Annotated in this window: 13 protein-coding genes; 5 read left to right on the forward strand and 8 right to left on the reverse strand. The window is 42.2% G+C overall.

Going from position 1 to position 13078, the window contains the following annotated elements; translation table 11 throughout:
- Positions 1–6: 6 nt before the first annotated feature.
- Both F612_RS0106030 and F612_RS12295 read left to right on the forward strand, forming a co-directional pair.
- Entirely contained in the window at positions 7–1260 is a 1254-nt protein-coding gene (locus tag F612_RS0106030) for an ammonium transporter (RefSeq protein WP_019556859.1), read from the forward strand.
- A 146-nt stretch (positions 1261–1406) separates the two neighbouring features.
- The gene (locus tag F612_RS12295; RefSeq protein ID WP_019556860.1) at positions 1407–1886 is read left to right on the forward strand and encodes a flagellar basal body-associated FliL family protein; all 480 of its coding nucleotides are present in this window, start codon (positions 1407–1409) and stop codon (positions 1884–1886) included.
- 125 nt (positions 1887–2011) lie between these two features.
- On the opposite strand, the gene F612_RS0106040 is transcribed toward F612_RS12295, so the two are convergent.
- Positions 2012–2440 (reverse strand): hypothetical protein, encoded by a 429-nt coding sequence (locus tag F612_RS0106040; protein ID WP_019556861.1) that lies wholly within the window; start codon positions 2438–2440, stop codon positions 2012–2014.
- 67 nt (positions 2441–2507) lie between these two features.
- Here F612_RS0106040 and F612_RS0106045 point away from each other — a divergent pair, with 67 nt between their 5' ends.
- From F612_RS0106045 to F612_RS0106055, 3 genes are all read left to right on the forward strand, one after another.
- Positions 2508–3299 carry a flagellin gene (locus F612_RS0106045; RefSeq protein WP_026329655.1) on the forward strand — a complete coding sequence of 264 codons (792 nt, stop codon included), beginning with the start codon at positions 2508–2510 and terminating at the stop codon, positions 3297–3299.
- Between the two features lie 259 nt (positions 3300–3558).
- On the forward strand, positions 3559–6327 hold the full coding sequence (locus F612_RS0106050; RefSeq protein ID WP_026329656.1) for a valine--tRNA ligase: 2769 nt from the start codon (positions 3559–3561) through the stop codon (positions 6325–6327).
- On the forward strand, positions 6305–7039 hold the full coding sequence (locus F612_RS0106055; RefSeq protein WP_019556864.1) for a TIGR04211 family SH3 domain-containing protein: 735 nt from the start codon (positions 6305–6307) through the stop codon (positions 7037–7039). Before F612_RS0106050 ends, F612_RS0106055 begins: the two co-directional genes overlap by 23 nt.
- A 128-nt stretch (positions 7040–7167) precedes the next feature.
- Here F612_RS0106055 and F612_RS0106060 read toward each other — a convergent pair whose 3' ends face one another.
- The 7 genes from F612_RS0106060 to ffh form a co-directional block, all read right to left on the reverse strand.
- Positions 7168–7884: a DsbC family protein gene (locus tag F612_RS0106060; RefSeq protein ID WP_019556865.1), complete on the reverse strand. Its 717-nt coding sequence runs from the start codon at positions 7882–7884 to the stop codon at positions 7168–7170.
- Between the two features lie 200 nt (positions 7885–8084).
- Entirely contained in the window at positions 8085–8990 is a 906-nt protein-coding gene (xerD, locus tag F612_RS0106065; protein WP_019556866.1) for a site-specific tyrosine recombinase XerD, read from the reverse strand.
- Positions 8991–9173: 183 nt separating this feature from the next.
- On the reverse strand, positions 9174–9518 hold the full coding sequence (gene rplS, locus F612_RS0106070) for a 50S ribosomal protein L19 (protein ID WP_019556867.1): 345 nt from the start codon (positions 9516–9518) through the stop codon (positions 9174–9176).
- A 127-nt stretch (positions 9519–9645) separates the two neighbouring features.
- Complete coding sequence (trmD, locus tag F612_RS0106075; protein WP_019556868.1) at positions 9646–10335, reverse strand: tRNA (guanosine(37)-N1)-methyltransferase TrmD; 690 nt, start codon at positions 10333–10335, stop codon at positions 9646–9648.
- Entirely contained in the window at positions 10325–10846 is a 522-nt protein-coding gene (gene rimM / locus F612_RS0106080) for a ribosome maturation factor RimM (protein WP_019556869.1), read from the reverse strand. The genes trmD and rimM overlap by 11 nt, the downstream gene beginning before the upstream one ends.
- Positions 10847–10875: 29 nt before the next feature.
- Positions 10876–11121, reverse strand: coding sequence for a 30S ribosomal protein S16 (gene rpsP, locus F612_RS0106085; RefSeq protein ID WP_019556870.1), 246 nt, complete (start codon positions 11119–11121; stop codon positions 10876–10878).
- A gap of 398 nt (positions 11122–11519) precedes the next feature.
- Positions 11520–12905: a signal recognition particle protein gene (gene ffh, locus F612_RS0106090; protein WP_019556871.1), complete on the reverse strand. Its 1386-nt coding sequence runs from the start codon at positions 12903–12905 to the stop codon at positions 11520–11522.
- Positions 12906–13078 lie beyond the last annotated feature (173 nt).

Raw genomic sequence — 13078 nt, forward strand, 5'->3', positions numbered from 1 at the left:
TTAATTATGGAACAAGTACTACAATTAAGTTACGCACTTGATACCTTCTACTTCCTAATGTCTGGTGCATTAGTGATGTGGATGGCAGCTGGTTTTGCCATGCTGGAAGCAGGTTTAGTGCGTTCAAAAAACACAACTGAAATCTTAGCTAAGAACGTTGGTCTTTTTGCCATCGCTTGTATTATGTATATGCTAGTCGGTTATAACATTATGTATCCTGCTGAAGCGGTAAACAGCTTCTTCCCAGGTATCAGCTTCCTAATTGGCAGTGGTGGTGACCACCTAGCGACAGCAGTGACTGCTGGCGGTGATGATGCACCTTACTATTCAGGCATGTCTGACTTCTTCTTTCAAGTCGTATTCGTAGCAACGGCAATGTCTGTTGTTTCTGGTGCGGTTGCTGAACGCATGAAGCTTATGTCTTTCTTCGCTTTTGCAATCGTCTTCACATCAGTTATCTACCCAATGCAAGGCTTCTGGAAATGGGGTGGTGGTTTCTTAGACGGCCTAGGCTTCCTTGATTTCGCTGGTTCTGGTGTGGTTCACATGGCGGGTGCTTCTGCTGCTCTAGCCGGTGTTTTACTACTGGGCGCTCGTAAAGGTAAATATGGACCAAATGGTGAGTCTCGTGCGATCCCTGGTGCTAACCTTCCGCTTGCAACTCTAGGTACTTTCATCCTATGGTTAGGTTGGTTTGGTTTCAACGGTGGCTCTGAGCTTAAAATCTCTAACGTTGAAGAAGCAAACGCTGTAGCAATGATCTTTGTAAACACGTTAATGGCGGCTGCTGGTGGTGTTATCGGTGCGTTACTCATGTCTAAGTTCAAATTCGGTAAAGCGGATTTAACAATGATGCTTAACGGTGCGTTAGCTGGTTTAGTTGCGATTACTGCAGAACCTTTAACCCCTTCAGCTTTAGAAGCAACCTTAATCGGTCTTGTGGGTGGTATCCTAGTTGTTCTAGCCATCCTATTTATTGATTCTAAAATGAAAATTGATGATCCAGTAGGTGCTATCTCTGTTCATGGTGTGGTCGGTATCTTCGGTCTTATCGCAGTTACTTTCACAAACCCAGATGCAACTATTGTGGCTCAGTTAACCGGTATTGCAGTCATCTTTGCTTGGGTATTTGGCACCAGTTTAATCGTATGGTCTATCATCAAAGTCATTATGGGAATCCGTGTCACTGAAGAGGAAGAGTACGAAGGTGTTGATCAATCTGAATGTGGAATGGAAGCCTACCCTGAATTCACAAAATAAAACCAACTAAGACTCCTCGGTCTTGCCCCGCACTGCGGGGCTTTTTTATGCCCGCGCGCTTTTACTTCTAGAAAAGCCAATATCGCCATACAGTTTTATATACAATGACTCAACTAATTCCACCTCTTTAAAAAGAAGTCTCTTTCATGAACAGTTCCAACCCACGTGCGCTAGCAACCAAAACAATGCTTTTGATCTTAAGTCAGATAATAACGACATTTTCAGCGACCAGTTTTGCGAGCAGTGCTCCAGATAAAACCGGATACTCCACTAAATACAAACAATTTGATGCACCGTCAGAGAGGGTCCCCAAATATTTTTCGATGGAAAAAATAGTGGTTAATTTTCGCGGCGAAGGTAAAGCGAAGTTTTTGGCAATTGATTTAGAATTTATGTCTTACTACCCACAAATCGTCGAAACAGAAATGGAACATTTGCGTCCGATTCTAAAAAATAATATCGATCGCTTATTACGCAATCAATTTTACTCACAACTACATACCCCTAATGGTCCAGATCGTTTACGAGAAGAAATATTACAAGTAGCCCGTAAAACTCTAGAACGTCACCAACTCTTTCCTGACTTATTAGAAGATGTTTATTTAGAACGGTTTGTCATGCAATAGAGAGAGTTCGTTGAATGAACGTGACATGGAACATAAAAAGGCCTCACCCATTTAATGACGTTTTTATGTATTTAATGACTGGAGTTGACGAAAACTAACGGTTTAGAACAATCCGCTCTAGTCACTTACAAAGTACGTAATGTATACAGCAACTTTAGAAACCACATTTTTAAAGAAGGCTTTACCACTATTGGGTGATGAAACTTTAATAACACAGATGTTTCTTCTGGATTATAGAGCGGGTGATGCTCCCAATCCATTAGATCTTCATAGTCAATACCACTGTCTAAAGCAATTAATTGCCAAGGCAAAACCGCTTGTCCTAACTTTGCTTCTGGCCCTATTGCCGTAAACACGAGAGGAATTTTTTCTGCCAGCGTGACGGTTTTAGACTGTCCAGACTCCATCCAAATTCGTACTAACTCCCCCTCTTCCAATATCGTACCGTAGGGCAAAAACTGATAAACCGCATTTAAATTGGTGACAGAATTATCCACCAAAGGCGGGCCTTCTTCGAACTTAAATTTACAGTAACCTCCTGAACAACAAGACATTTTTCTTTCCTTAACGTTTAAAGACGCGTAAAATCAATGTATACACAAATTACATGGGGATTTTAACATGGACATCAGCGCTTATAGTACTACTAACAATCCATCCCATTCCAGCAACCTTCAGTCTATCAATGAAAGCATGGCGAGCGGTTCAAAAATAAACCACTCATCTGACAACCCTGCCGCTCAAGCAATTATTACGGCGTTGACGACACGAGTGGATACACAAGACATGGCGACGCGTAATGCAAATGATGGCATATCATTACTGCAAACAGCGGATAGCGCAAGCAACTCAATCACACAATCCTTACAGCGGATGAATGAGCTGTCAATTCAATCTATGAATGGCACTTTAAACCCTTCGCAACGCAGCATGCTGAATCAAGAATTCCAACAAAACCTTCAGAGTATTAATCAAGTTTCGGATTCAACCAGCTTTAATGGTAATAAACTATTAAATGGTAATACAACCGGTATCGATATTGCACTCGGAGACACGACCAGCCGCTTAACGTTACCCAACCTGAGTACCGACGCTTTGAGCATTACGGGGTTAGACATTAGCAATCCAGCAAGTGCCTCATTGGCAATGGATGGGGTTAGCTTGGCGATTGAACAGCTTAGCAGTGCGCGCAGTCAGTTTGGTGCTCAACAAAACGGACTCACCAGTGCCGTCGATAACCAACAAAACCAAAGTTTGAACACGATGGCAACTCGAAGCCAGCTAAGCGACACCGATTTTGCACGCACCATTGCAGAACAATCCAGATTGAATATTCTAAATCAAAGCTCCATCGCAATGATGTCACAAGGCACTCAATCTAAGTCCTCTGTGTTACAGCTTCTTGGCACCTAGATTTAGTTAATAAAACTTAAATATTGAACATAACGCTCTATACTTCTAAAAGCATTCGGCAGTTTACCTGCCGTTTTGTTCTCCTATCTTTTAAGCCTCTACAACTCTACAAACACCCTCTCCGACTCTGTCACATAAAATGAATAGACTTTGCTTTACATTTCATTGTTTTTATCCATGACAGTTAAAGACTTCTTCAGCTGTGATTGTTATAATCGGCGGATTATTATTTAAAATTTACGAGTTGATTACGAACCCTATGGAAAAGCATTTCGATCCAAATACAATTGAAACAAAATGGTACCAAACTTGGGAGAATAAAGGTTATTTCAAGCCCAAGAATGACGATTCCACCCCCTATTCAATTATGATTCCGCCTCCAAACGTGACTGGAAGCCTACATATGGGGCACGCTTTCCAAGACACCATTATGGACACTCTCATTCGTTATCACCGAATGAAAGGTGATGATACGCTGTGGCAACCTGGAACCGACCATGCCGGAATTGCGACCCAGATGGTTGTTGAACGTCAGCTTGCCGCTAAAGGCTTGAGCCGTCATGACCTTGGACGTGAAAAATTCATTGAGAAAATTTGGGAATGGAAAGAAGATTCTGGTGGCACGATAACGCAACAACTACGTCGAATGGGGGCTTCACCAGACTGGACACGTGAGCGCTTTACTATGGATGATGGCCTGTCTGATGCGGTTAAAGAAGTCTTTGTTAGCCTATATGAAGAAGACCTAATCTACCGTGGTAAACGCTTAGTGAACTGGGATCCTGTCCTGCATACGGCGGTTTCTGATTTAGAGGTTATCTCTGAGGAAGAGCAAGGTAATATGTGGCACATGAGTTATCCATTAACCGATGGCTCTGGTGCATTAGTGGTAGCAACAACACGCCCTGAAACCATGTTAGGAGATCAAGCGGTTGCCGTTCATCCTGATGATGAACGTTATCAACATTTGATCGGTAAAACCATTACTCTACCTTTAGTCGGTCGTCAAATCCCAATTATTGCAGATGATTACGTTGATCCAGAATTCGGTACTGGTTGTGTCAAAATCACGCCTGCTCATGATTTTAACGATTACGAAATGGGCAAACGTCACGACCTACCGATGCTCAACATTCTCACCCATGATGCCTGCATTAATGAAGAAGCGCCTGAAAAATACCAAGGTTTAGATCGTTATGAAGCGCGTAAATTAATTGTTGCTGATCTAGAAGCCCTAGGTCTAATGGTCGATATCAAACCCCATACTTTAATGGTGCCTCGCGGGGATCGCTCTCACGCTGTCATCGAACCGTTTTTAACCGATCAGTGGTATGTTGCTGTTGAAGCCTTAGCGAAACCTGCCATTGATGCGGTTAAGAATGGCGACATTGAGTTTGTGCCTAAAAACTGGGAAAACACCTATTTTGAGTGGATGAATAATATTCAGGACTGGTGCATTTCTCGTCAAATATGGTGGGGACACAGAATTCCAGCCTGGTTCGATGATAACGGTAAAGTCTATGTCGGTCGTAATGAACAAGAGGTACGTGAAAAGAATGGATTTGCCGCTGACTACAACCTCCGTCAAGATGATGATGTCTTAGATACCTGGTTCAGTTCTGCCCTTTGGACATTCTCAACTTTAGGTTGGCCCGAAAAAACACCTGAATTGGCAAAATTTCATCCAACATCTGTATTGGTTACCGGTTTTGATATCATTTTCTTCTGGGTGGCTAGAATGATTATGATGGGGCTTAAATTCACAGGTGAAGTGCCCTTTAAACAGATTTATGTACATGGATTAGTTCGTGATGGTGAAGGCCAGAAAATGTCTAAATCGAAAGGCAACGTATTAGATCCGATTGATCTTATTGACGGTATCGAGCTAGAAGACCTGGTTAAAAAACGTACCTACGGTATGATGCAGCCAGAAAAAGCGGCCAAAATTGAAAAATCAACTCGTAAACAGTTTGCTGATGGCATCCCTGCTTTCGGAACAGATGCGATTCGTTTTACCTTCGCTTCTTTAGCTTCGACAGGTCGCGACATCCGTTTCGACTTGCAACGCGCCGAAGGGTATCGTAATTTCTGCAACAAGCTTTGGAATGCAACGCGTTATGTCTTAATGAATACCGAAGGTTTTGACACAGGGGTGGATAAAAAAGCTGATATCGAGTTTTCACTAGCGGACAAATGGATTGTCTCTCGTTTACAGAATGTTGAAACTGAAGTGGCTAAACAGTTCGATGCGTACCGCTTTGATTTAGCCGCAACCGCACTCTATGAATTTATCTGGAACGAGTATTGTGACTGGTATTTAGAGTTGGCTAAACCGATTTTGAATACGGACAGTTCTGATGCCGCTAAACGCGGGACACGTAAAACATTAGTGAGCGTTTTAGAAACGATTTTAAGAATGCTCCACCCAATTACGCCTTTCATTACCGAAGAAGCATGGCAAGCCGTTTCACCCCTGGCAGGAAAGCACAATGACACGATTATGCTTGAACCTTATCCTGAGGCAGATGCCTCTAAAATTGATTTGGATGCCGAAGCAGAATTGGAATGGGTCAAAAAGTTCGTTATTGGCGTGCGTAAGATTCGTTCAGAGATGGACATTGCACCCAGCAAAGCATTGCCTGTTTTACTGGCTGGCTTAAATGATAATGACCAAGCCTGGTTGAAAAACAATGAACTCTACCTTTTATCCCTAGCGAAACTGGCATCAATTGAAGTGCTGTTAGATGAAGTCAATGCGCCTGAATCTGCCGTTGCACTCGTAGGCGAAATGAAAGTTTTGATCCCCATGGCGGGGTTAATTGATAAAGAGGCTGAAATATCACGTTTAGATAAAGAGATTGGCAAACTCCAAGGCGAAATAAAACGTTTAGGCGGCAAGTTAAGTAATCAAGGATTTGTTGCAAAAGCACCTGAATCTGTCGTTGCCATTGAACGCGAGAAATTAGCCAGTTATGAAACAGCACTTAAAAACCTAGAGGCTCAATATGAAAAAATCCAACAGCTTTAATGCAATAATTCCAAACGTATCTAAAGGCATTCTTGTTGCAAGCATACTGGTATTATCGACCTTCGGCATGCTCTCAGCAAGCAATGCTGTTGCGGCTTCGGGCTATACGCATTATGTCACCGACTCAATTAAAGTCCCTGTTCGAAGTGGTCCGAGTTATAAGCATAAAATTCATCGTATGTTGGAAACGGGCACACCGGTCAGCATTCTTGAAGTCAATAAAGATGGCTGGTCTCAAATTCAATATAAAATTGACAATAGTACCTACACAGGATGGATGGCTTCAAGTACCCTACTTAATCAACCCGTTGCCAAGGTTCGCCTTGAACAGCAAATCGCCAAAACGAGTTCTGTTGAAAAGAAGTTGAATGAATTACAACAGGAGTTGAGTACATTACAAACTCGCTTCACAATCACTGATAGCGCACTCTCAACGATCAAACAAGAGAAATTTGAACTGACACAAGCATTAACTCATTTAAAAACCATTTCCAGTAATTCAGTTTTACTTGATAAACAAAACCAGGATATGAAGCAACGTTTAAGTCAGTTAGAAAGTCAAAATGCCATTATGACAGAGCAAATTGAACAGTCTGGCGACTCACTCAAACGCCAGTGGTTCTTAACGGGTGGTGGTGTTTTATTACTTGGACTTCTTCTAGGCCGTTTTTTCAGAACGCCTAATAAACGAAAAAAATGGGGTGAAATTTAAAGGTCTACCCTTCAACCGGCGCACCGTATTAAGATCCACAAAAAAGCCCTCACTTTAGAGGGCTTTTTTTATTGGGCATCAATTAGAGACCATCAATGATTTACATAACACTCTAAAACAGACAAGCATCACTCATCAAGGATCTTAATGAGCTCTTTCGCAGGCACATAACCCGGTAGCAACTCGCCACTGTCCAAAATAATATTCGGCGTGCCATTCACTTCAAAATATTTTGCTTCCATCATATGGTCTCGCACAGGATTAACGCATACTTTATTCGCAACGGGTTTACCGAGCATCGCATTATCCATCGCTTTAACACTGTCTTTGGCACACCAAACAGAGACCGCTTTGTGATATGAAGGAGAACCCATGCCAGAGCGAGGATAACTGAGATAACGAACCGTGATACCTGCTTCATTTAAAGCTGGAATTTCTTTGTGCAATTTAGCGCAATATGGGCAATCAATGTCCGAAAAAACGGTTATAAAATGGGTTTGCTTTCCTTTCGCAGGATAGATAATCATAGACGATTCGGATATTTTCTGCATAGCACTCTGCCTGGCATGAGACTTCGCTAAGTCCGTTAGATTGTCTCTGGTTTCCAGCGCAATCAAATTGCCATTGAGTAGATACTTTCCATCAGTAGACATATAAACCACTGTCATACCCACCTGAACTTGATAAAGATCCTTAATGGGTGTCGCTGTAATAATCGCTTCCGGCGCATTTGGCAGCATTGTCTTTAATTGAGCTTTGATGGCTGCTGTGTCTGCTGTTGCTGTATTTATCACCACCGAGCTGACTAAAGTAACAGAGAGTAAAAACTTTCTCATGGAAAACATATTGAAAAGACCTTTTGAATATTCATTGTGAAATAGAGCATGATTAAAAAACATAGTACTTTGTTAAACTGAACCGATTATAACCGCTAAACAAATTCAACCTAAAACTTAAAGGCTTGAAATAAACTGTCGGTCAAAATATCTCTTTTCAGTCGTTAATCGCACCTTAGAGACGAGTCTAAAATGCAGAACAGATCTTTTTAGCCACGAGGATGATGTTGTTGATGGAGTTTATGCAAACGTTCTTTGGCAACGTGTGTATAGATCTGTGTCGTGGATAAATCACTATGGCCTAATAATAATTGTACTGTTCTTAAATCGGCACCATGATTAATTAAATGTGTCGCAAATGCATGCCGTAAGGTATGCGGAGATAATTTACTACGAATACCCGCGTCATACGCTAGATTTTTAACGCGATGCCATAGTGTTTGCCGCGTCATAGTTCGTCCAATACGTGAAATAAAGAGACTGGGAATCCAGCGTTGCTTAACCAAAACTGGACGTGATTCTTTGATATAACGCTCTAGCCATTCAATGGCCACTTCACCAATGGGCACAATACGTTCTTTACTCCCTTTACCGGTCACCTGTACCAGACCTGCTGATAGGTTTAGTTGCTCAAAAGGCAAATCCACCACTTCAGAAACCCGCAAGCCACTGGCATACATCAGTTCCAAAATAGCCCTGTCTCGAATCCCTAAGACCGTAGTGGTATCAGGCGCCTCCAGTAAAGACTCCACCTGTTGCTCGGTGATGACCGTTGGAATCGACTGAGGGACTTTAGGCGACTTTAGCAAAGCCGTAGGGTCGGAAGCAAACAATGAGTTCACTACAGCCCATTGATAGAAGCGTTTTAAGGTTGAAAGGAGACGAGCATTGCTCTTGGCCATCCGACCGCTCTCTTGTAGATCATACATTAGATTTTCAATATGAGAACGTTCGACCAGATCAAAACGGTGCAATTTATTATCGGATAACCAGGTCTGGTAGAGTTGTAAATCGGTTTTATAAGCGGAAATGGTGTTATGACTTAAGCCTTCTGAAACGGACAGAAAGACCAGAAAATCATGAATATGATGAAACGATTGTGAATTATTTGGCATACCCAAAGTATAGCAAATAGCATAAGACTGGTGAGACGTGAATCGCTTAGGTGAAATAGAAAAATAACAAATTAAGGGAAAAAGTGAATCTGACCATAGAATTTTAGGTATTAAATTTAAGATAACAGAAATAAAAAACGCCCAATTAAGGGCGTTTTTTAGAATAAGCTAATCGTTAGACGATTATACTTTTTCTCTGATACGTGCAGCACGACCAGAAAGCTCACGCAGATAGTAAAGTTTCGCACGACGAATTGCACCACGACGCTTAACTTCAACACTGTCAACGACAGGACTATAAGTCTGGAAAGTACGCTCAACACCCACACCGTGTGAAATCTTACGCACGATGAAGTTAGAGTTAATGCCACGGTTCTTAATCGCAATCACGACGCCTTCAAATGCCTGAAGACGTTCGTTTTTACCTTCTACAACCTTAACCTGTACAACCACTGTATCACCAGGACCAAATACTGGTAATACTTTAGTCATCTGTTCTGCTTCAATACGCTTAATGATATCGCTCATTTTAAGCTTCTCCATATATCGGTTCAATCAATTCTATTGTGAACCAGAAGGGTTATCCCTTCTAAAAGTTTATTCAACATTCGCTAACCAAGTAAACACTTGCTAGCCAGAGGTTAAATCCGAGTTTTTAACTGTTTATGTCAGACAAAATATCTGGACGACGCTGCTGGGTTCGTACTAATTTCTGAGCTTGTCGCCAAGCATCAATTTTGGCATGGTTACCCTCCATCAAAACCGAAGGGACACACATACCGTCCACAACCTCAGGTCGGGTGTAGTGCGGACAATCCAACAGACCGTCTGAAAATGAGTCTTGCTCAGCGGATTGACTATGCCCTAATGCGCCAGGAATTAAACGGATAACCGCATCCATTAACATCATGGCTGGCAGTTCCCCGCCACTGACAACAAAATCACCAATGCTGATCTCTTCATCCACAGATGAAGTAATCAAACGCTCATCAACCCCTTCATAGCGGCCACAGAGCAAGGTAATATTGTCGTACTGAGTCAAATCAGCTACTTTCTGCTGAGTGAGAGGCTGACCTTGCGGTGATAAATACACCACATGCGGTTTTGCCTGTAACTCACCTTCAATCGCAGAAAGCGTCTCTTTTAACGGTTGATACATCATGACCATTCCTGGCCCGCCCCCGTAAGGACGATCATCAACTGTTTTGTGCTTATCCAAAGTAAACTGGCGTGGATTCCAGGTTTTTAAAGCATAAAGTTCAGATTGAATTGCACGCCGACTCACACCTGATTCCGTTAATGCTGCAAACATTTCCGGAAACAAGGTAATGACATCAAATCTCACTGTCTTCTTCTTCCAATTCCCAATCGACAATAATTTGCCGATTGTCTATATCCACTGACTGAATAAAACGATCCATAACAAATGGAATCAAAATTTCTTGATCCCCTTTTATACGCAACACATCGTGTGCGCCTGTCTGGACAATCTCAGTCACCTCGCCCAATGCAATATTATCTTGCGTTGTGACTTGGCAGCCAATCAAATCAATCCAAAACCAACCATCATTTGCTTGCTGCAGTTGAGAACGGTTTATGGCGATTTCGCAACCCATGTATTCACGGGCTACGTCACGATCAGTCACATTTTCGATCAGAGCAACCAGTGTTTTACCACCTGACTGCACTTTACTGTCAAGTATTTTGACTTGACGCCACTCGTCTTTGCATTTAATCCACCAAGGCGAGTAGTCTAAAATATTTTTTCTAGGGTCAGTATGGGAGAAAATCTTCACCCAACCACTGACTCCAAAAATACCGTTAATCTGGCCGACGACCAATTTTTCATCAGACATATCTAGACCTTTTTAACGGGAAGAAAGAATTAAGCGACAGCCGCTTGCTTAACAATACTAGCAACACGTGGGCTCATTTGAGCACCTTGACCAATCCAAAACTCTAGACGCGCCTGATCAAGACGAGTTTTTTCTTCAGCACCCGTTGCTACTGGGTTATAAAATCCAACTTGTTCAATAAAACGACCGGTTGCTTTGTAACGTTGATCTGCAACGACCATTTTATAGAAAGGACGCTTTTTAGATCCACCACGTGCTAAACGAATAACTACCATAATATATTTCCTTTTAATCAGGCGATGAGAGGTAATCCCCTCAACTAATTCTTCTGTTTTCACCAACCATTTGGCGAACTGCGGGATTATACAGATATTCAACTTCAACTTCAACGTGTTATCTTAATTATTTGCAACGGATACCACACACCTCTAAATTCAATAACCTCTTTGTTTTTAAAGACTTTGTGGGTTTTTATGAAAGCTAACTCATTTTATTATTCAAATAACTCATTTTTGCCGACAAAAAAGCCTTAAGCGATACCCGTTCGCTTAAGGCTTTGAAATGTAATGAAGATTAAACATCTCCATCAAACTTGTTTCGATTACAGCAACTCCAATCTCTAAACTGTCTGCTCAGGCCTGGGCAGACTTAAAAAAGGAGTTTAATTGGTTCTCTATCTCATTCCAGGAGGCATTCCACCCATACCACCCATTCCAGGTGGCAACTTACCCGCTAAACCACGCATCATATTTTTCATACCACCCTTTGACACTTTTTTCATCATCTTCTGCATTTGCGTAAATTGTTTTAACAAACGGTTCACGTCTGGAACGGTTGTACCTGAACCCATTGCAATACGACGTTTACGAGAGCCTTTAATGACCGCTGGAAAGCGACGCTCTTGACGCGTCATGGAATGAATCATAGCCTCTAAACGCTTAAATTCTTTCTCTGCCACATCCCCACTGATTTGGTCTTTCATCTGGCTCATTCCAGGCAACTTGCCCATTAAGCCACCCACGCCACCCATATTTTGAATTTGCTGGAGTTGCTCCAGAAAATCTTCTAAGTCAAAGGCACCTGATTTCTGAATTTTTTGAGCGAATTTTTCAGCTTTTTTCTGATCAATCTTCGACTCTGCGTCTTCAATTAAACTCAGGACATCTCCCATACCGAGAATACGACCTGCCATACGATCTGGATGGAATGTTTCTAAAGCATCGACCTTTTCTCCAGAACCAATAAACTTGATTGGCTTACCGGTGATTTCACGGATAGAAAGCGCTGCGCCACCACGCGCATCTCCGTCTGTCTTGGTTAAGATCACCCCGGTTAACGGCAAGGCATCATTGAAAGCTTTTGCCGTATTTGCAGCATCCTGTCCTGTCATCGAATCAACGACAAATAAGGTTTCGCAAGGTTTAATACTCTGGTGAAGGTGCTGAATTTCTTCCATCATTTCAGCATCTATGTGTAAGCGACCTGCCGTATCCAAAATCAGGACATCGACAAATTGTTTCTTCGCTTCAGCATGGGCATTTTTCGCAATCTGTACCGGATCTTGATCTGCAGACGAGGGAAAGAAGAGAACATCAACCTGTTCCGCTAATGTCTCCAACTGTTTAATCGCTGCTGGACGATAGACATCCGCTGAGACCAACATGACTTTTTTCTTGTCACGCTCTTTAAGTAACTTGGCCAACTTAGCAACAGAGGTCGTTTTACCTGCCCCTTGTAAGCCGGCAACCATAATCACCGCAGGCGGTTCAACATTGAAGTTAAGAGGTTCGGCCTCCACCCCCATGACTTCTGCTAACTGCTCTCGTACAATTTTGATAAAAGCCTGACCCGGGTTCAAACTGGTTGAGACCTCTTGACCAATCGCACGTTGTTGCACCTTCTCAATAAACTGTTTAACGACGGGTAAGGCCACATCTGCCTCAAGCAGCGCACGACGCACATCTCTCAGTGCGTCTTTCACATTAGCTTCCGTCAGACGACCTTGACCACGAATGGATTTAAAGGTTTTCGATAAACGATCTGATAGATTGTCAAACATACAAAACTCCTAACAAAACAGTACATTACTTACACATCACAAACATAAGTTTGTGCTTTTAAACGCGTACGGTCTTCAATTCAAAAAATAATTCCGCTATTATAGCTGAAATATCTCACAGATTGATGTCTTCATAGTGACCCTTGTCCATGAAGCCACTCTTCTTAGTGAGA

It is taken from the genome of Thiomicrorhabdus arctica DSM 13458 (assembly GCF_000381085.1).
GTDB classification, from domain to species: Bacteria; Pseudomonadota; Gammaproteobacteria; order Thiomicrospirales; family Thiomicrospiraceae; genus Thiomicrorhabdus; species Thiomicrorhabdus arctica.

What these genes read in the sequence shown, in the direction of transcription:
- F612_RS0106050 (WP_026329656.1), top strand. Translation starts at nt 3,559, where the DNA reads ATGGAAAAGCATTTCGATCCAAATACAATTGAAACAAAATGGTACCAA.
- F612_RS0106060 (WP_019556865.1), bottom strand. Translation starts at nt 7,884, where the DNA reads ATGTTTTCCATGAGAAAGTTTTTACTCTCTGTTACTTTAGTCAGCTCG.
- F612_RS12295 (WP_019556860.1), top strand. Translation starts at nt 1,407, where the DNA reads ATGAACAGTTCCAACCCACGTGCGCTAGCAACCAAAACAATGCTTTTG.
- rpsP (WP_019556870.1), bottom strand. Translation starts at nt 11,121, where the DNA reads ATGGTAGTTATTCGTTTAGCACGTGGTGGATCTAAAAAGCGTCCTTTC.
- rplS (WP_019556867.1), bottom strand. Translation starts at nt 9,518, where the DNA reads ATGAGCGATATCATTAAGCGTATTGAAGCAGAACAGATGACTAAAGTA.
- F612_RS0106040 (WP_019556861.1), bottom strand. Translation starts at nt 2,440, where the DNA reads ATGTCTTGTTGTTCAGGAGGTTACTGTAAATTTAAGTTCGAAGAAGGC.
- ffh (WP_019556871.1), bottom strand. Translation starts at nt 12,905, where the DNA reads ATGTTTGACAATCTATCAGATCGTTTATCGAAAACCTTTAAATCCATT.
- F612_RS0106045 (WP_026329655.1), top strand. Translation starts at nt 2,508, where the DNA reads ATGGACATCAGCGCTTATAGTACTACTAACAATCCATCCCATTCCAGC.
- F612_RS0106055 (WP_019556864.1), top strand. Translation starts at nt 6,305, where the DNA reads ATGAAAAAATCCAACAGCTTTAATGCAATAATTCCAAACGTATCTAAA.
- xerD (WP_019556866.1), bottom strand. Translation starts at nt 8,990, where the DNA reads ATGCCAAATAATTCACAATCGTTTCATCATATTCATGATTTTCTGGTC.
- rimM (WP_019556869.1), bottom strand. Translation starts at nt 10,846, where the DNA reads ATGTCTGATGAAAAATTGGTCGTCGGCCAGATTAACGGTATTTTTGGA.
- F612_RS0106030 (WP_019556859.1), top strand. Translation starts at nt 7, where the DNA reads ATGGAACAAGTACTACAATTAAGTTACGCACTTGATACCTTCTACTTC.